Origin of the sequence: Paenibacillus chitinolyticus NBRC 15660, from assembly GCF_000739915.1 — a bacterium.
Taxonomy (GTDB): Bacteria; Bacillota; Bacilli; order Paenibacillales; family NBRC-103111; genus Paenibacillus_F; species Paenibacillus_F chitinolyticus.
Genome location: NZ_BBJT01000013.1, coordinates 17221 through 34751, shown reverse-complemented (window position 1 = coordinate 34751; position 17531 = coordinate 17221). Strand labels below are relative to the sequence as shown.

Sequence of the window (17531 nt, the reverse complement as noted above, 5' to 3'; positions counted from 1 at the left end):
TCAATCAGACCTCCAATCCCAGATCAAAAAAATGATGCGTGATCATAATAGTACCCAAAAGCCCAAGAAGTGCAGGAGGCAGATATGGTAGATGAAAGGCATCTTGTTTATTTCAAAGAACTCTTGGAAGGAAATTCCCGAATTTCTTTTAGGGCATATCTTTCAAAAAATGAAGATTCTTTGCGCAAGCAATTTTCTCCGGCAAGATTTGCAAGACTAAAGTTTAAGTCGATTGATGAAATAATAAAGATTCTTGACGAAGAGAAAATATCCTACATCGTTAATGATCAAGCCATAAGAAGCGAAAAATATTTGGCGACATTTCATCCGGATGCATTGAACGAAAAAGGCAGGCTCAAGGAAGAATTCAAAGACACCCTATTCAATGGAATTGTTCACGATTTTAAAACGAAGGGCGAAGATGCAATCTTAACCCTCTATGAATACATCGAATTCCCTGAAAACATCCATAATAAAAAAAATATAGAAAAACTCGAAGACATCGAATTTTTCGCCGAAACGGAATTATGCTTAGGAGATAAAAATCTTGGCCTTTTTTTACTGAAGGCGCTAGCATCTATTGAGCGTCAGTTTTCCGATGTGGATGATATTGTCCTTAGAGCAAAAGAAGCTGCTATGAAGCACCATTCATCGGAAGGAAACTGAGTAACTTCGTAAAGGCCGCTGCCGAAGAGCTGCCGTGGTCTAAAGATTGCAAATAAAAATTCACGACTGGCTCAAACTTTAAACCGAGAAAACCAATAAAAAGAGGTGATGGATGTGCAAATCAAGAGAGAGTCAAGCAAAGAAAAAAATCTGAACTTCGACATCAGAAGAACAATCATTCTTAATTTATATATTAAAGAATGGTCTATGCCGGAATATAGAGTCATCATGACAAAACCGGAGACTGGCGTATATATTGAGATCTATTATTTTCCATCAAGTAATGATAAAACTCCTGCTAGATTCGCAACAGTCGGCCTATCTAATACCATTCGAAAAACCGGAAAACCTACTGAGACTGAATGGATGCTAGCTTTAGAACCCGATTTGGGACAAGAAAGCGTGGATCGTATAATCTCCTATTTCTGCGACCTGATTGCCCATAATATTGAAAATATAAAATCTTCGGAAACTCCACGGGTAATGACTGAGAGCGCACTCGCACCAGAGAACTGGACTACAAAAGCCCTTTTGATTGATGAACTAAGAGGAGAGAGTGAGGATTTAGAAAAAATAAAAATAGGTGAAGAAATAATTAGTGTCTTGTGGGTTGTACCAATTACTCATAAAGAAGTCCATATAATTTTACAAGAAGGTATAGATGCTTTTGATATTTACATAGAAAAGTCCTCGTATTCAATAATAGATCCCACTCGTCCTTATTAATAAGCAGTTCAATATATTTCGGTCTCCAGCGCCAGTGAACGGCAATAAGGGGCCGAGGAAAATAAGCTGAAGAGGATGGTGCACCCAATGACCAACATTACGGAAATCAATAGCCTAGAAAATTGGCAAAATGCTTCACGTGAACGCCGCGAAGATATTTGCAATTCGATAATCAATAAGTTACCGGGAAGATTCCAACTCGCTAAACCCTATCTAATAAAGAATCCTCAAAATGGTAAAGAAATCGAAATACCATGTTTTTATGACGAGCTTTACGAAACACCTTTAAATTTAATATTTGGAGGAGACTTTATTTATGGTGCATCCTCTCAACATATCGAGAGCATCAGAAATATAGGCACACCTAACGATTGGTCAATGATTTCTCAACTTATCCATCAATCCGAGGATAATGAAAATACTCATATAAGTCCCTTTCTTATGAGCCGTTTCCCTGTTTACGAGTGGGTATTAGAGGAGAATATTAATCTATCAAATGATGAAGAACGGCCTGATTTTTACAACGAAGATGGCCCGTTCCCCACCTATGTTACCTTACAAGAAGCAAAGTCTTTTTTGGAAAAAACCGGGTATAGAGTGCCATGGGATACCGAGTGGGAGTATGTCTCCAAGGAGTTCAACAATAATTTGTTCATTTGTGGAGAAGAAATTCCGTCACGAGATTTATCCGATGACATCTGCCTTACACAATTTGGTGATGCCAGGCTCAATCGTGCAGCTTCCAATATTTTTGGCATAGCAGGTCTCGCCATTGCGGCATTCACCCGCCTTGGAGGAGTGAGCGATGAAATAATAGTTCGTGGAGGCGCTGCCGGATTTTACCCGTTTCAACACCCTTCGCAATGGGCCATGCTATTGACCGAGCTGCAAGTACCTCTAAAAAATATGCCTGGCCAGTTAGCAGGTCTACGACTATGTCTCGACATACCAAACATTTAATCCTCTAAAGCACCCTGATCTGAATATCTAAAGTGGCTATATATATTTAGAAAATTCAGATAAAATCTTAAAACTACTGAACCATATGTTTATTCCACCCAAAGCGATCAACCAGTATTTAATGGACTGAATTTGCAGGAGAAGTGGACGTAAAAGTCTGAAATTGAGGCAAAGGGTTTCTCCTTGGAGAAACCTGGCTTGCCCACATTGTATAAAACGAAGACACCTTAGAGTGAGGGGAATCGCTCTAAGGTGTCTTCTATTATTTAGGCTCTGTTATTGTTAAATGTTGATTTTCGAGCAAAAGAAAACCGCCTCTTATACGAGCGGTGATTGCACTATCGTTCCCGTTAACGTAACAAACTTTAATCATGGAGAGGGGTATCACAGACTTGCTTGGATTGAGCCAATGCACACGATTCCCGAATATACAATTAGGTTTATTGAGCTTTTAGAGCTTGTTTAATTTTATCATTTAAATCTTTATTTCTCGCAATAGTAATGTATTCGTCCGATTTATTAAAATAGTTTTCTGCGCCTAGGATTAATAGCCGGTCTACACCATTTTCTGAAACTACATATTTATATTCCCCATTATCAGTAGCTTCCTGTACTACAATATCTATTTCCTTGCCGTTCTTACGTTCAAGATGTACAAGTTCGAATATTCCCATATCTGTTTTAATGTACATCGAGTTATTAGGATTTGTATTAAAGAATGCAGTGTACTTAGAGTTATGAATTTCTTGAATGTTGAGCCCCTCATTGTATAAATGATCGAGCATCTCCTTAGCATGTTGATATTCGCTTGGTATAACTAATGGTTTTGATTCCTCTTGTGAACGCCCGAAAGTCAAGGTGCTTAAAACTAATACGAAAATGATACAGATTTTTCTTAACAAAAAAATCACCTCCTAAACTTGATCCACTCTTTCAAAGATTCAAGCAAAGTTGCTTTGAAATTTCCTATTTTATAGTAGAATGTCCAATAGTTTCTTTTTGTTTTTCAGCATTGTAAGTAACAAAACAACTATCATTATTAGATATATTCCCATAAGCCATGGTATTAAATAGTAATGAGTGTGAAAGGGTAAGTAAGCGTTACGTAATTCAAACCCTTCTGACAGCAATACTGTGATTGGAAGGGCCGAAACAATATTAGAAAACAATCCGCTTCCACGCGCATACCACATAATATAAGCACAAACAGGAGATAACGCCGCGCAACCCTTTATGTTTCAATCATCTGAAATTCACGGAATAGTTTATCCTTGTTAAATGGAATTTTTACAAACACGTGATCAGGAGCAGGTCGCCGCGGCGCCTGCTCCAGTTCTGATAATTGCACTATCGTTTCCCGTGAGCTTAATATTTCTGCCTAGCATTGTACAGAGGGTCTTCTTTTCTTTATTAAATAAATCATTCTATTTAATTTAATTCCTCCAACATGTATAGCTCAACATCACTAGCATTTGGTTTCAAAGTACGAATGCCAGTAGGCCATATATTCAAGACTCGTTGATTTTTACGATCGCCAATCATAGTTGAAGAAACATCGATCGTTATTTTGTCTACAAGAACGTTGTATTTGGGCACTATGTAGGTGCGAACAGCTACCTTTGAATCAAAATATTTGCCGTTTATGTGATGCTGCGCTTCGCCAACCTTGGGTACAGTATGCTTTCTTAAAAGGAGCACTTCCTTTACTTCAAATGACCCATTCTCAAGTCTTTCCCGCATGGCAGATACGTCCCCAGCATTGAAATAAGTTACAGGATCCTCTCCTACCCCATGTATGTTGATATTTATAGGTGCAAGATGTTGAGAATTTTCGATTTCATTTTCAGAAATACTGTGAACAATATAATAAGCATCTTTAATATCTTCTACCGGATAAGCTTCTTTGTACGAATTTCTATACAATTCACTTAATGGATATTGTATTTTATCCCAATATGGTGAGTCTGGGTCATTAGCGTCGATGATATAAAGTCCGGTAATGTCACCGACGAAAAAATCGGTCTCCATATGTAACTTTGTCGTATCAAATTTATTGGCATTTTCTATGCCGAGAAAATTCGACCAAACAGTGAACAGATTAGTTGAATGCCAGAATACTTCTGCGACTTCCAAAGTATGTCGGTCAATCGGTAAACTTTCCCCCGCATTATAAGAAATGACTCGTTCAATAACTACTACAGCCTGAGCACGAGTTGTGGCGGAATCAAGTGATAATTCGGTAGAGCTTGTGCCCGTCATCAGCCCTCGCCTTACCGATTCATACACCATTTGTTTGGGTTCCATATTTTTGTGCATCGAGTCGATGTCCTGTATCCTACTTTGTGGGGACGATTCAACCAATTGCTTAAAACTCCTTTGTCGAGTAGCCCTCTCTAAAGTCAATGCCATGTCACCACGGGTGAGTGGTTGATCCCATCCTTTCTGATAATCCCCCTGATAAATACCGCTTTTAACTGCCGATTTGTAAATTGGGGAAAACCAAGATTCCTCCGAGAGCTGGGATTCGGTGGGGATTTTTAACGCTCGCACCATCATAGCCAAAAACTCTTCTCCACTCACAGGAGCTTCAGGCTTGAAAGTTCCATCTTGATAACCATTTACATAACCTTTAACGACTGCTGATTTGATTTGCGCTTCAGCCCAATGCCCGGAAATGTCTTTTAAGTTTCCTGTGTTCGCTGCTCCTACATTGGGCATAGTTGCTAGTGAAAAAATAAATAAAAAAGTGATAATAATTTTTGCCTTCAATTCTGCCACCCCATCCGGTAAATTTAGGTATCTACGAATGTATCGACAAGTTAATGATTCAAGTTTAGTTAGGAATTCCGACTCAACTAACCTGCCCGTTAGCGGGGCGAAGGGCTGCCAGGCGGCAGCCCTTCACTGTTTAACTATCGTTCTGCGTTAGATTCCTGTAGATGGATAAATTTCAGCTTTGTAAAAAAGGAGCGCCTCTGTACGATGGAAGTACGCTACGGGTCCAAAGCCCTCCATGTTGACTCCTGTCCTAGAGGACAGCGAAGATCACGCACGGAAAAATGGTTCTCTTCAAGCAAATCCACCTATCTTTGTACAACCATTTGAGAGGAAGATTGGTTTGGGAAGCGATTGTTACAGGTATGAACGTGCATCAAAAAAACATTGTGGTTTGTATTCATGATCGTTTTACCCGATGAAACGCCAACCGCCGAAACCCGCTCTTTCCCGACCACAACGAAGCACTTGTTATGAAATGCTGCGTTAGATGGAATCCAAGGTAGTTGGGCGGACATGGAAAACACAGGCACATAATGGAAAAAAGGCGCTGGCTTTCGGGCGCGTCATCTCCCAGCGGAATTTGTATTCAAGTTGCATTTGTCTGGGGATAATCTCAACATTGACTACAGATTTTGATTGATCTTCGTCAAAAGTTGTTGAAGAACTTGCTGATCGTCTTCGTTGAGATTCTGAACGATCTTCTCTTCTACCCGTTGGAAGGATAGTTTGAAGTCATTGATCAAGGCAAGGCCCTTGGGCAGAACGTAGATGTTCTTCTGCCGTTCGTTATGAGCGGGGATCTTCCGTTCGATATATCCCTTCTTCTCAAGTCCCTGAAGCATGCTTGTGATGCTTGCTCCGCGCACATGGAAACGTTCGGAGAGATCTTTCTGAATAAGGCCTTGCTCCTGATGTTCATGGATGAAGGCAATTAATTTTCCCTGCTGAGAATTCAAGCCCAGTTCTTTAATGCTCTCATCGGCCTGTTTTAAAAAATGTTTATTAGATGTGATAAATTTTATAGATTGTAAACTACTTTACAGAATATTTAGAAAGTAATTAATACAATGAATGCATACCCAATTAATTGTGATGGGTTCCTAATGAAATCAGGCGCGCCTTGTCTTCAATCACGTACTTGCCGTTTTGTTTGGAAATGACGCCGGTTAGTTCCAAGTTTTTCAGGGTGTTTGCCGCTGTCACCCTCGATGTGCTCACTAGATTGGCCAATTCTTGGTGTGTGAAGCCGATTCCGATGAACTCTTTTTCGCCGTTTTTTAACCCATACGTATCAACTAACTGTAAGAGCGTGTGACAAATTCGCTGGGTGGCGGAATAAGAGCTTAATTGCAGTAATTGGGATGACATTATTCTCATTTTTAAGTTTACCCAAAGCAGCACTTGTCGTGTAAGTTCAAAATTGCTTTTCAACGTTTCTTCGAGTTTTTTTCGATCAATTTTAATTAAAGTGGCTTTACTGGCCGCAATAGCGCTATGGTTGTACGAGGCAGCGTTATCAAAAATGCCGTTTTCGCCAATCATCCCGTTTTTTCCAATGATCGCGATCGTTTTTTCGACGCCATTGAGGGAGGTCACATATAATCGAATGCGTCCGTTCAGAACGAGATAGACAAAATCGTTAGGTTGATTTTCAAAAAAGATAAAAGCATGCTTTTGTATAACCAGTTTTTGTCCAAGTTGAGGGAGCGGATGCCATTGAAAAGCCAAGCCTTCCAGCCAAGATGTTACCGAAGAATTGTTAGCGCTTTCTGTCTTGGTCATAGTCAATCTCCTCAAATATAAATTGAAAGCGGGCGATTTTTGTGGAATTTCCTTTTGTTAAGGAAAGACAATATTTTCCGATATTAAAAAACAAGATTCAGCTGTCCAGTTGTTCGCAAAGCGCGATGAGCCTTCAAGTGGAAGCGGCCATGAAAGAGTATACCGACGGTTGGTTAACGGAAGGCATGGACTGGACGGGCTGGGTGCATCGGGTAGAGATGGCTAAACAGTCTTTTGCCACCCTAATTAATGCATCCCCCGATGAAATTGCGGTGCTTCCGTCCGTTTCATTAGCGGCGTCGGCAGTCGCATCCGCGCTGCAATTTACAACAGGCCGGAATAAAGTCGTGACCACCGAAATGGATTTCCCTTCAATCGGGCACGTCTGGTTGGCTCAACAATCCCGGGGAGCCCAAGTCGCTTACGTTCCAAGTGAAAACAACGAGATTCCTATTGAATTTTATGATCGATACGTGGATGAACAAACTTTGATCGTCTCCATGTCGCATGCTGCTTATTATAATGGACTTAAACAAGATTTAAAACAAATTTCCGCCATTGCACACGGTAAAGGGGCACGGTTATTTGTTGATGCGTATCAGTCCGCAGGTTGTGCTGCTATAGACGTTAAGGAGATGGACGTGGATTTTCTTGCGGCAGGAGCACAAAAGTATTTGCTGGGGATACCGGGAATCGCCTTCCTATACGTCAAGAAAGAACTTGCCGATGAATTGCAGCCTTCCATCACCGGCTGGTTCGGCCGAATAGATCCCTTTTCGTTTGATGTTAAATCACTGGATTATGCGGAAGGAACAAGACGTTTTGATACGGGGACTCCACCAATGATCAACGCTTACGCCGCTTATGCAGCGCTGGAATTGATAAATCAGATAGGAGTACATCGAATTGAGCCCTATCTTAACGAATTATCAAACTTTGCCGTCTCTTATGGACAAGAAAAGGGACTAACCATCGCAAGCCCGCTGGATCTCAAGCGAAAAGCAGCTAATACGGCATTCCATTGCCCGAACGCATCTCTGATCGAAATGAAAATGAGGGAAAGAGGAGTTATTGTGTCCGCGCGCAATGACGTCATTCGGATTGCGCCTCATTTTTACAATAAAAAAGAAGAAGTGGCCCTTGCAATTGATATGCTGTATGAACTGAAATCGTAAATGTATGCGCTTACTTTCATTGGGAAAATCCAATCTTAAGTTCAAGAAAAAGGGAGAATTGCTGAATGGCTAACAAGAAAATTTTCAAGAACGCTTTGCTCATAGACGGAAAAAGCAACACAGTGCGAAAAGAAGCCCTGGTAATGGTGGAAGACGAAAGAATCACGTATGTCGGCTCATACGATGAAACCATCGTGCAACAAGCCGGTGAGGCGGAGCTGTTCGATCTAAAAGGCATGACCTTGATGCCGGGCATGATTGATACACACGTCCATCTGTGTATGGCAGGTGAGGCGAGCACCTTCACCGATATGGTCATGGATACACCGGCGTTCGCCGCAATTAAAGGTGTAGAAAGAGCCAAACGCTCACTCGAAGCAGGATTTACGACACTTCGCACCATGGGCGAAAAGGGACATATTGATATCGCCATTAAAAAGGCGGTTGAACAAGGAATCATCGTCGGACCCACGATTTTTGCCAGCGGAAAAGCCTTGACCATAACAGGCGGACACGGAGATATGTTTCCGGAAGGCGTAAACGTAGATGGAATCGGCATCGTCCTGGACGGTGTTGATCAAGCAAGAAGAGCTGCTCGAGAGCAGTTAAAGCTGGGTGCCGACAACATTAAAATGATGGCTACAGGCGGGGGAATGTCACCCGGTCCGGGAACGATCGCCCAATTAACCATTGAGGAAATGCAAGCTGCCGTAGAAGAAGCGGTGAAATTCGAGAAAATCACAGCCGCCCATGCCATCGGTGTAGAGGGAATTCATAACGCTTTGAAAGCCGGTGTTCGAACCATTGAGCACGGGACATTCTTAGATGATCAGGGGATTGAACTTTTCCTGGAGAAAAACGCTTATCTCGTCCCGACTTTGTCTGCTTTTAAAACGATTAAATACGGCAGAGCCGGCGGAGTCCCCGAACATCATATTAAAAAAGTGGAATACTATCAAACCGCCCATGAAGCCAACTTACAAAAGGCGATTGCGGCAGGCGTCAAAATCGTCGCCGGCACGGATGCGGGAACCCCTTTTAATTATCACGGGGAAAATGCGTATGAACTGGAGTGTCTCGTGAGAAACGGTTTGTCTGAAATGGATGCGATTAAAAGCGCTACGCAAGTAGCCGCGGAAGCACTTCGTTTAACGGAGCTAGGGGTCATCGAGGCGGGGAAAATCGCAGATATGATCGTCGTCGACGGGAATCCGCTGCATGATATCAAAATCCTTCAAGATAAAGCGAGAATCAAGCGGGTATACAAAGGAGGGCAACTGGTTCATATCAATTCTGCGGAATGCTGATTCTGATCATGGAAAAAGCTAGAGGGGGTTAACTGGAATGAGAAATTATTATTGGCTGGTTATCATTCCGTTTATTGGAATGCTCGGAGGCGCCGTTGTCTTTAATCAAGTTACTCCTTACGTATTAGGATTGCCTTTCCTGCTCTTTTGGATTTTGCTGTGGATTGTTCTCTCTTCGCTTACGATGCTGGTTATTTATCAGCTGGATAAATCAAACGGATTGCTCGATAAGGAGGGCGATGAGGTATGAATACGGCTCTGCTCATTATGCTGGGGTTTCTTCTGCTGTCTCTCTTTCTCGGGTTAATGGCGAGAAGAGGAAAAGATATGAATATGGAACAGTGGGCTGTAGGCGGACGAGGATTCGGCACCGCATTCGTTTTTCTACTGCTTGCCGGAGAGATTTATACCACTTCTACTTTCCTTGGGACAAGCGGCTGGTCCTACTCCAAAGGCGGCCCTGCATTTTATATCCTATGTACCTCTTCCTTAAGCTATTTACTCGGGTATTGGCTGCTGCCGCCGATTTGGAGATATGCAAAAGAGCACAAGCTCGTTTCGCAATCTGATTTCTTTGCTATCAAATACAAAAGCAAAGGTTTAGGTGTATTGGTAGCGCTCGTAGGTGTCTTGGCACTCATACCGTATCTGATTTTGCAATTTAAAGGATTGGGGATTATAGTATCCGCAGCCTCGTACGGTTCGATCTCACCCTCTCTTGCCATTGTCATTTCTACCCTCGTCATCACGGTTTATGTAAGCGTTTCCGGTATTCACGGATCGGCTTGGACGGCAGTCATGAAAGATATATTAATCTTTATAATCGTTCTCTTTTTAGGTATTTATCTCCCTTATCACTATTATGGCGGTATTCAATCGATGTTTGAGGCCGTCAATGAAGCGAAACCGAACTTTTTGATCGTTCCTGAAAAAGGGCTATCCTTCTCCTGGTTCATTTCGACAACCTTGCTCACTGTGATCGGCTTCAGCATGTGGCCCCATACTTTCGCAGCGTATTTTTCCGCGAAAAGCACGAACGTATTTAAGAAAAATACGATCATCATGCCCCTTTATACACTGATGCTGCCATTCGTATTAATCGTCGGGTTCACGGCTATCTTACAGGTCCCCGGATTAACCGGTCCCAATGGAGATTTGGCGCTGTTAAAAATATCGATCCAAACATTCGACCCTTGGTTCGTCGGATTTATCGGAGCTGCAGGATTATTGACAGGAGTCGTTCCCGGTTCCTTGCTGCTCATGGCCGCTTCTACAGCGATCGCGAAAAACATCTACCAAGTCATCTTTCCTGCAACCACAGATGCGCAGCTTAGCAGGGTTGCGAAGCTGATCGTTCCGGTTATCGCTCTCGTTTGCATGTTTTACGCCATTTTCAACAGCAGCACGATCATGACCCTGCTCCTGATGGGCTATAATTTTGTAACCCAATTATTCCCGCCCTTACTCGCTTCTCTGGTCAATAAGAGATTCTTCACCAAGCAAGGCGCTGCAGCCGGAATGCTCGTCGGTGTTTCCACTGTCATCATTATTACACTGAACGACCTTACGATAGCTCAGCTATTCCCGGGTCTGCCGCAAGCCATTCAAGAATTGAATATCGGGTTCATCGCCGTACTTCTAAATACTGCAGTGTTAATCCTCGTCAGTATGCTTACACGCAAACAAGCCATTCATACGAATAACGTTGGTTTAGAAAAGGGGGCTTAAACATGAAAACCTACATTCAAAATGTCACGTTATATAACGGACGAGGCAGCAAAACAGAAGGTGCCAACATCCTTTTTGATGAAACCGGAATTCTTGGGCTAGGTACCCATGATCTGACGAGCCAAGCTGATCTGATCATTGATGGCACAGGATTAACCGCACTACCCGGTCTCATTGACCTGCATGTTCATTTGACGATGGATGGCAGTCCCGATTCCATGGGCAAAACAATAGCGGATTCGGCTGGTGTTGCTGCCTATCGCGCACTTGTTAGTGCAGTGAAACAGATTCGATCTGGCGTAGTCACCGTTAGAAATTGCGGTTCGAAATACAATATAGATATTGAACTGCGAAAAGCGATTGCCGAAGGGATTGTAAAAGGTCCAAGGATCTTTGCCTGCGGTCAACCGATTACCATGACAGGCGGCCACTGCCATATGTTCGGTACAGAGGCAGATGGCGTCGAGGAAGTTCGGAAAGCAGCGAGGAGCAAGATAAAAGAAGGGGCCGACTTTCTTAAGCTCATGGCTACGGGCGGTGGATTAACACCGGGGGTAAAGGCAGGAGCTTCCCAACTAACGGAAGAAGAATTAGCTGTCGCTTGCCAAGTTGCCAAAGAGGCCGGAAAACGAACAGCCGCCCATGCCCAAGGCAACGAGGGTATCAAAAACGCGATTCGTGCAGGCGTGACAACGATTGAGCACGGAGTCGAGCTGGACGATGAAGCGATCCAATTAATGAAAGAACACAACACGTATCTCGTCCCGACACTGGCAGCTCCCTATCAGATTGTAAAGAATGGAACCGCTGCCGGCATACCGGAGTTTGCGGTAAGAAAAAACGAGGAAGCCATGATTCCCCATCGTGAGAGCTTTCGCAAGGCACATATGGAGAATATAAAAATTGCTGCCGGTACGGATGCGGGTACCCCGTTTAACCTGCATGGAGATTTTGCAACGGAGCTTGAGCTCATGAAAGAAGAAGGCATGTCCCTGCAAGAAGTCATCCACGCCGCTACCTACATGGCTGCCGAAGCGCTCGGCATCGAAGGGGAGACCGGCAGCTTAGAGATTGGGAAATGGGCAGATGTCATTCTCCTCGAAGGGGATCCCGAAGCAGATTTCTCGGCTTTTCGTCGAGTAACCCATGTATTCAAAAGCGGAGCAAGCATGTACATGCATGCTTTGGAAGTTTAGTGATAGAGGCTGATCACTCGTTGACCATCATTTGATCACGGCAATGATCGGTCGGACACTTGATGAAGCATGGCTTCTTTAACAGGATACCCTTTCCCGATGGCTCGGTGGCTTGGTAACTTGCGGGAAGAAGTCATGCGGCAGGCAAGTGGTATAGAGTCTTCCTACTCGGTACGCTTTTCCACTGTGCTTGGCCGAGCGGGGGATGCCATCGGAAGCATATAACCGAGGAGCGCACGCTAAGCCGCAAAAAGTGGAACGATAACGGGAGATTTCGCGTAAGGAATACAAGAGATATAAGGACGCTGCCGTTTTATTGAATCCCGGATGGCTTTTTCTGGTATAATAAAAGGAGTAAGAAAGCAGAGGAGGCGCTTAAGGATGACGGAGATCATCAAAGCTATTGTTCCCTTGATCAGCAATCTGCTGCTGGCCGTAGGCCATTTCTTTTTGCACAAGAAGATCGACAAGACCAACTGGAAAGTGCCACAGCGGGAAGAAACTACGAATTAGACTGCCGGATATAGCGGCGGTCTTTTTTTGTGACTATAGGCCTATAAAAAAGACTTTTTCTTCTTGAATAAGTTGAATCCGGGTCTATCCGCTACCGGTTACGTCGTGTTTAACGTACCTGCAGACGCTAAAGGTTTTGTTCTGGAAGCAAGCGGCGGGTTTACCGGCAAGAAGATCAAGTTGAAAGTTGAGTAATCGGAAGACGATGCCCAAAAAGAGGCTGTCCCAAAAGTCACGAAGGTGACTAGGGGACAGCCTCTTTTTGGGTTGTTTAAATAAATTTAGCCGCCGTCAGGAAACGTTTCAGCATCGTTGCGCTTTGTGCGCGTGTAGCCTGCTGAAGAGGCTCGATCGTAGTAGAAGTCATGCCGTCGATGATACCGAGGCTCAGTGCCGCAGCAATTTCATCCTTGGCCCAGATAATCGTATGGGAGTCCTTAAATTTGGAAAGCATAGCTTGTCCCTTAGTGATTTCCGTGCTGGTATTTACCCCGGCGTAGCTAAGAGCGCGAACGACCATGGCCGAAAGCTCTTCACGGGTAATCTGGTTGTTCGGACGGAACGTGCCGTCTTCATAGCCGTCTACCAGCTTCAGCTTGGCTGCTGTCGCCACTACATCCGCATACCACTGGTTGGAAGCTACATCTTTAAACGTGGAGGATCCGCCCGTATTTTGAATGCCCAGAGAACGGACGAGCATCGCTGCGAATTCAGCGCGGGTTACACTGCGATCCGGTTGGAAGGTTGTGTTCGTTACACCGTCCACAACGAGTTTGTTGGCGAGCATCATAATGTTAGATTCCGCCCAGTGTCCCTTGATGTCCGAGAAGGTCTTGTTAAGCTCCAGAACACCGTAAATGCTGTTGCCTTGGCGCTTCACCATTACGTCCGTTTTGCCGTCGCTAAACGTGTAGAAAGCAGGGACGAAGGTCATGGTTTTAGTCGTTTCGTTATACAGGAAAGCCGTCGTTTTTGCCTGATTCAGTACGGTGTCGAAGTTCAGGCTGCGAGGCACGTACATATTGCCGGTGTTGATCATGGATGTCTTACCGGCGGTAGTAGCTGCTTCCAGGTTAAAATCAGCCGGCGTACCGATGATTTTACCGCCCATTGCGGCCGCTTCTGTTTGCATCGTGCTGCGCATGCTTTCGGAAACGAATTTCACGGTAACACGGATGTAAAGGTCACTTGCTCCAACGCTTAGAGAGGAGGCAAGGGAGTCGTAGTTGATCGTCGCAAGCGGTACATAGTAAACGGCGCTGCCGTTTCTGACCGTAATCTGCTTATTGTCGCTGTTCTCTTTTAGCACCCATGCCGGGATATTTACCATGTCCCCGTTAAGAACAATTTCCAGCGTGTCGCCTTTGGCAAGGGCATCCTTCAACGCCTGTGCGTCCAAAGAACCGTCAGAGCCCGCTTTAATGGAATTCACGGCTGTGCTTCCGTCACCAGGAGTGGTGACCCCTCCGTCATTGCCGCCACCGCCGCCTGTGCTTCCGCCCGGAGTAGTGGAACCGTTATCGGAATCGTTGTCGTTACCGCTGTTATAAGCTTCATTGTCAACGGTTGCATAGACGGAGTCCACTACCGAGTATAACTTTACATAACGGTAAGCGGAGTCGACAACCGTTTGGAATTCGTATTTATACTGCTGTTTTGCTTCATCAAAATAATCCGCATAAGTAGCTTTGACTACCCCCACATATTGACCGCTAGGGCCGTAGAGGAGCAGCTCTGTTTCATTACCGTTTTTGTGATCTAAGTATACAGAACCTTTGACGGTTCCATTGTTGAAGGAGACACCGGAATAACTTGTTTGTGCAGAAGCAAGAATCGGCATTAGAGCTGAAAGCATCAGCGTCAAGCACAGCATTTGAGCTGTTTTGGTGAACCATCGATTCATCGGGGCAACGCTCCATTCTCTCTTTTGTTTTGTGTCTGTAATCTTGATCTTAAGTTTCATCTTTTGTCGATTCACCTCCTTCGCGATGATAGTTCATACATGTAAGTGTTTAACAAGAATAATTATCCGGTTATTGGAAATATGAAACAAAAAATTGTGCTAAAAGAACCAGAATCCTATTCAGAAGCTGGGACTCTTCGTAACGTGGGACGGAAAATAAGGACAATTTGATTCTAAAACTACCCATACGACCTAATTGGTTTTAAAAATAAAAAGCCTGTTCCCCACGTTAACGGGAGAGCAGGCTTTTTTTCTTATATCTTATAGCGGCGGTGTACTTGCGATAATTTGATCAACTTCTTGCTCGACAGTCGGAGTTAACGCTTTTACTTTGTCCAGAGCCGGTTGATCGGTTTTATTCTGTTTCTTCAGAGCGGCCAGATAATAGCGAATGCCCGTCTGTCCGTTTTCGTCTTTAAGTTCGCCAGCGGAGAAAGGTTTCAATAGGGCTTCCGTATCGGCGTACTTGCCTTGAGCAAAGTACATTTGACCGAGATACAGTCTCATAGGTTCCGTTACATCAAATTCACGGCCCTGCAGTTGTCCTTCAGGAAGTTTGGCAAGCTCCTTCATACGATCAAGAACTTGCTGGTAAACCAGAATTGCCTGATTCCATTCCTTATCTGCCGTTGTCTTATCTTTGGCTGCATACCCTTCAAAACCGGCGGTAACATGCGTTTGAATACTTCTTTCATAGAAGCTGATGTCCCATGGATAATAGTTAAGGCCGTTTTGAATAAGTTTCTCAACTTGGTCTTGTTGTCCCTTTATTTGAAGGGTGTTTAGTTCACGATCTAAAAGGGACTTATTGTAGGGCTCTCTAACTCGTGCGGTATTGATTAATGCTATCTCTTCGTTTAAATATTTCTCATCTTGAGTCTGTTTATAAAGTTGCGCCAAAAGATCCACTTTTAATAAGACATACTCAGGATGATTGGCACGTAAACTCAGCGCATTATTCAAAGGTGTTACAATTTCCGTATAGTTTTGCGAAGTTTTCGCCACTTCCAGCGCTTTATTATAAGAACTGTTTGCGCTCAGATAGCGGGCGGAAACAAAGAGAGTAATAATTGAAAGAACAAGGATAACCGATGGATATACGTATCTTATCGATACAACTTGTTTGGTAAATTCTTTTGTTTTGACGTCTGCAATCATGGCACCCAGGCAAAGGAACACAAGCGCTCCAATGTACACATAGCTCATATCAAAGTCGAGCACGCTATGCCCCAGGATAGCAATGACAAAGATGAAATAAACAAAATGTTTGTCGCGTTCCTGTTCTGTGCTGCGGATATAGTTACGAATGTAGATCGCAAAGATCGCAACCAGCAGTACAGCCAGAATCAGGATGCCGAAAGCACCGACTTCGACCAGATACTGCATGAAAAAGTTATGAGCTTGACGGACTGTATATGGGTTGTTCTGGTATTGCTCGTACAAGCTCGACCAAGCGCCGCCGCCTGCGCCGAATAGCGGGTAATCCGCAAAAAGCTTGGAGGCGTCTTTGTAAAAAGTGATCCTCTCAAGTACGCTGTGCTGGGTGAAGTTGATCGTCTCTAGGCGGATCCGCACATTTTCGGGAAGCAGGTTTTTGAGCGGAGTGGCCATAACAACCAGGACACCCAGAATCCCCAGTACAATGGAACCAGCCGGAATAGCAAAGAGAGCCCACTTCTTGGCGGAGAAGTTCCCCAGCTTGCTTTCCAATGGCGGAGCAATAAAACGCTGAACCAGTAAGGCAAGGAGTCCGTAAATCACGCTAGCTCCGATAAGCAGCATCCAGCCTTTTCCTGAAAGAGAGGCCGAAAACTCTTTGTTCACATCGATACCGATCGCTGTAATCTTGCTTAAAACGGCGAAGGAGGCTAGAGTTGACAATATCGCATGAACAAGCAGGAGGATTTGCCTAGTTGGCTTCTGAAAGATTAGAATAAGAAAGAAAATAATAGGCAGAAAGATAATCGCGCCGCGTGACAGGGTGAGCATAAAGGATACCAGGACCGGTACGAGGAACAGTGCGTGTACCAGAACCTTGGACCAGCTGCGGTTCTTCGATACCAGGAACAATCCTGTCCCCCATAGAGCGATCAAGAAGCCCGCGTAAGTATTGGCGTACTGGAATACGGACGTCAGACGCAACCCGTTGGAATCCGTCATGACAGCGTCTTTGTAAATGCCAGTAGCGTCAATAGTGGAGAACCATCCCACGATCACGCCCGCCAGCTTGCCGTTTCCAAGCCAGTTCATGAGGCCGAAGATTACAATGACATAACCGCTGGTCAGGAGCCCGATATGAATAATTTTGTTGCCTAATGCCGATTTGGTCAGATAGGCTCCGATCAGGAACAGCGTTACGAGCACGATCTGAATAAGCAGGAGGTTTACCGCCGAATATTTGGAAGCGGCCGGCAGCAAGGAAATCAGATAACTGAGCGGAATTAAAAAGATAAACAAACTCAACAAATCTTTACGTTCCCGCAGCTTCCAGAAGTAGAAGAAGTAGATTCCCGTCAGGAACAGAAAAATGGAAGCCCATATCACGGCGGAATAAATAGGTCTTTCGAAGTTCAGCGAATTTCCGTTAAACAAGGCCTTTTGAAAAGGGGCCCAAAACAAAAACAGGGTTACGAATCCGATTAACAGCCAAAAAATGATAGAACTCTTTTCAGCCTGTTCTCTTTCGTCTAGCTTTGGCTTTTTATACGCGTACATCACAGTCTCCCTCTCCGATAAA

15 protein-coding genes and 1 pseudogene are annotated in these 17531 nt (G+C 44.2%); 10 read left to right on the top strand and 6 right to left on the bottom strand.

The window, feature by feature from the left end; all coding sequences use genetic code 11:
* The first annotated feature begins 84 nt into the window (after positions 1-84).
* The 3 genes from PCH01S_RS24380 (at position 85) to PCH01S_RS24370 (ending at position 2352) form a co-directional block, all read left to right on the top strand.
* Positions 85-666 (top strand): hypothetical protein, encoded by a 582-nt coding sequence (locus PCH01S_RS24380; protein WP_042234061.1) that lies wholly within the window; start codon positions 85-87, stop codon positions 664-666.
* A gap of 114 nt (positions 667-780) precedes the next feature.
* Entirely contained in the window at positions 781-1392 is a 612-nt protein-coding gene (locus tag PCH01S_RS24375) for a suppressor of fused domain protein (RefSeq protein ID WP_042234059.1), read from the top strand.
* Positions 1393-1479: 87 nt separating this feature from the next.
* Entirely contained in the window at positions 1480-2352 is an 873-nt protein-coding gene (locus tag PCH01S_RS24370) for a hypothetical protein (RefSeq protein WP_042234057.1), read from the top strand.
* 440 nt (positions 2353-2792) lie between these two features.
* Here PCH01S_RS24370 and PCH01S_RS24365 read toward each other — a convergent pair whose 3' ends face one another.
* From PCH01S_RS24365 to PCH01S_RS24350, 4 genes are all read right to left on the bottom strand, one after another.
* A complete protein-coding gene (locus PCH01S_RS24365) occupies positions 2793-3254 on the bottom strand; it encodes a hypothetical protein (RefSeq protein WP_042234053.1) in 462 nt (153 codons plus the stop codon).
* A gap of 526 nt (positions 3255-3780) precedes the next feature.
* A complete protein-coding gene (locus PCH01S_RS24360; protein ID WP_042234051.1) occupies positions 3781-5121 on the bottom strand; it encodes an S-layer homology domain-containing protein in 1341 nt (446 codons plus the stop codon).
* 632 nt (positions 5122-5753) lie between these two features.
* Positions 5754-6086 (bottom strand): MarR family winged helix-turn-helix transcriptional regulator, encoded by a 333-nt coding sequence (locus tag PCH01S_RS24355; protein ID WP_377648783.1) that lies wholly within the window; start codon positions 6084-6086, stop codon positions 5754-5756.
* 127 nt (positions 6087-6213) lie between these two features.
* Positions 6214-6912: a Crp/Fnr family transcriptional regulator gene (locus PCH01S_RS24350; protein WP_042234047.1), complete on the bottom strand. Its 699-nt coding sequence runs from the start codon at positions 6910-6912 to the stop codon at positions 6214-6216.
* 41 nt (positions 6913-6953) lie between these two features.
* Between PCH01S_RS24350 and PCH01S_RS24345 the strand changes: the two genes are divergently transcribed.
* The 7 genes and pseudogenes from PCH01S_RS24345 to PCH01S_RS30665 all read left to right on the top strand — a co-directional run.
* The gene (locus tag PCH01S_RS24345; protein ID WP_042234045.1) at positions 6954-8087 is read left to right on the top strand and encodes an aminotransferase class V-fold PLP-dependent enzyme; all 1134 of its coding nucleotides are present in this window, start codon (positions 6954-6956) and stop codon (positions 8085-8087) included.
* Between the two features lie 65 nt (positions 8088-8152).
* A complete protein-coding gene (locus tag PCH01S_RS24340; protein ID WP_042234043.1) occupies positions 8153-9394 on the top strand; it encodes a metal-dependent hydrolase family protein in 1242 nt (413 codons plus the stop codon).
* A 37-nt stretch (positions 9395-9431) separates the two neighbouring features.
* Entirely contained in the window at positions 9432-9644 is a 213-nt protein-coding gene (locus PCH01S_RS24335) for a DUF3311 domain-containing protein (protein WP_042234042.1), read from the top strand.
* The gene (locus PCH01S_RS24330) at positions 9641-11122 is read left to right on the top strand and encodes a sodium:solute symporter family protein (protein ID WP_042234041.1); all 1482 of its coding nucleotides are present in this window, start codon (positions 9641-9643) and stop codon (positions 11120-11122) included. Before PCH01S_RS24335 ends, PCH01S_RS24330 begins: the two co-directional genes overlap by 4 nt.
* Positions 11123-11124: 2 nt before the next feature.
* Positions 11125-12318, top strand: coding sequence for a metal-dependent hydrolase family protein (locus PCH01S_RS24325; protein WP_042234039.1), 1194 nt, complete (start codon positions 11125-11127; stop codon positions 12316-12318).
* Positions 12319-12699: 381 nt separating this feature from the next.
* Entirely contained in the window at positions 12700-12831 is a 132-nt protein-coding gene (locus PCH01S_RS31515; protein WP_255246866.1) for a hypothetical protein, read from the top strand.
* Between the two features lie 48 nt (positions 12832-12879).
* A pseudogene (locus PCH01S_RS30665) lies at positions 12880-13026 on the top strand (DUF4352 domain-containing protein); the annotation flags it as partial.
* A gap of 76 nt (positions 13027-13102) precedes the next feature.
* Here PCH01S_RS30665 and PCH01S_RS24320 read toward each other — a convergent pair.
* On the bottom strand, positions 13103-14734 hold the full coding sequence (locus tag PCH01S_RS24320; protein WP_042234212.1) for an S-layer homology domain-containing protein: 1632 nt from the start codon (positions 14732-14734) through the stop codon (positions 13103-13105).
* 321 nt (positions 14735-15055) lie between these two features.
* Positions 15056-17509 (bottom strand): O-antigen ligase family protein, encoded by a 2454-nt coding sequence (locus PCH01S_RS24315; protein WP_042234037.1) that lies wholly within the window; start codon positions 17507-17509, stop codon positions 15056-15058.
* Positions 17510-17531: the final 22 nt, after the last annotated feature.

Excerpts from the sequence above, each read along its gene's own strand:
- PCH01S_RS24315 (WP_042234037.1), bottom strand. The coding sequence starts at position 17,509 with ATGTACGCGTATAAAAAGCCAAAGCTAGACGAAAGAGAACAGGCTGAA.
- PCH01S_RS24370 (WP_042234057.1), top strand. The coding sequence starts at position 1,480 with ATGACCAACATTACGGAAATCAATAGCCTAGAAAATTGGCAAAATGCT.
- PCH01S_RS24380 (WP_042234061.1), top strand. The coding sequence starts at position 85 with ATGGTAGATGAAAGGCATCTTGTTTATTTCAAAGAACTCTTGGAAGGA.
- PCH01S_RS24340 (WP_042234043.1), top strand. The coding sequence starts at position 8,153 with ATGGCTAACAAGAAAATTTTCAAGAACGCTTTGCTCATAGACGGAAAA.
- PCH01S_RS24335 (WP_042234042.1), top strand. The coding sequence starts at position 9,432 with ATGAGAAATTATTATTGGCTGGTTATCATTCCGTTTATTGGAATGCTC.
- PCH01S_RS24330 (WP_042234041.1), top strand. The coding sequence starts at position 9,641 with ATGAATACGGCTCTGCTCATTATGCTGGGGTTTCTTCTGCTGTCTCTC.
- PCH01S_RS24325 (WP_042234039.1), top strand. The coding sequence starts at position 11,125 with ATGAAAACCTACATTCAAAATGTCACGTTATATAACGGACGAGGCAGC.
- PCH01S_RS24320 (WP_042234212.1), bottom strand. The coding sequence starts at position 14,734 with ATGAATCGATGGTTCACCAAAACAGCTCAAATGCTGTGCTTGACGCTG.
- PCH01S_RS24350 (WP_042234047.1), bottom strand. The coding sequence starts at position 6,912 with ATGACCAAGACAGAAAGCGCTAACAATTCTTCGGTAACATCTTGGCTG.
- PCH01S_RS31515 (WP_255246866.1), top strand. The coding sequence starts at position 12,700 with ATGACGGAGATCATCAAAGCTATTGTTCCCTTGATCAGCAATCTGCTG.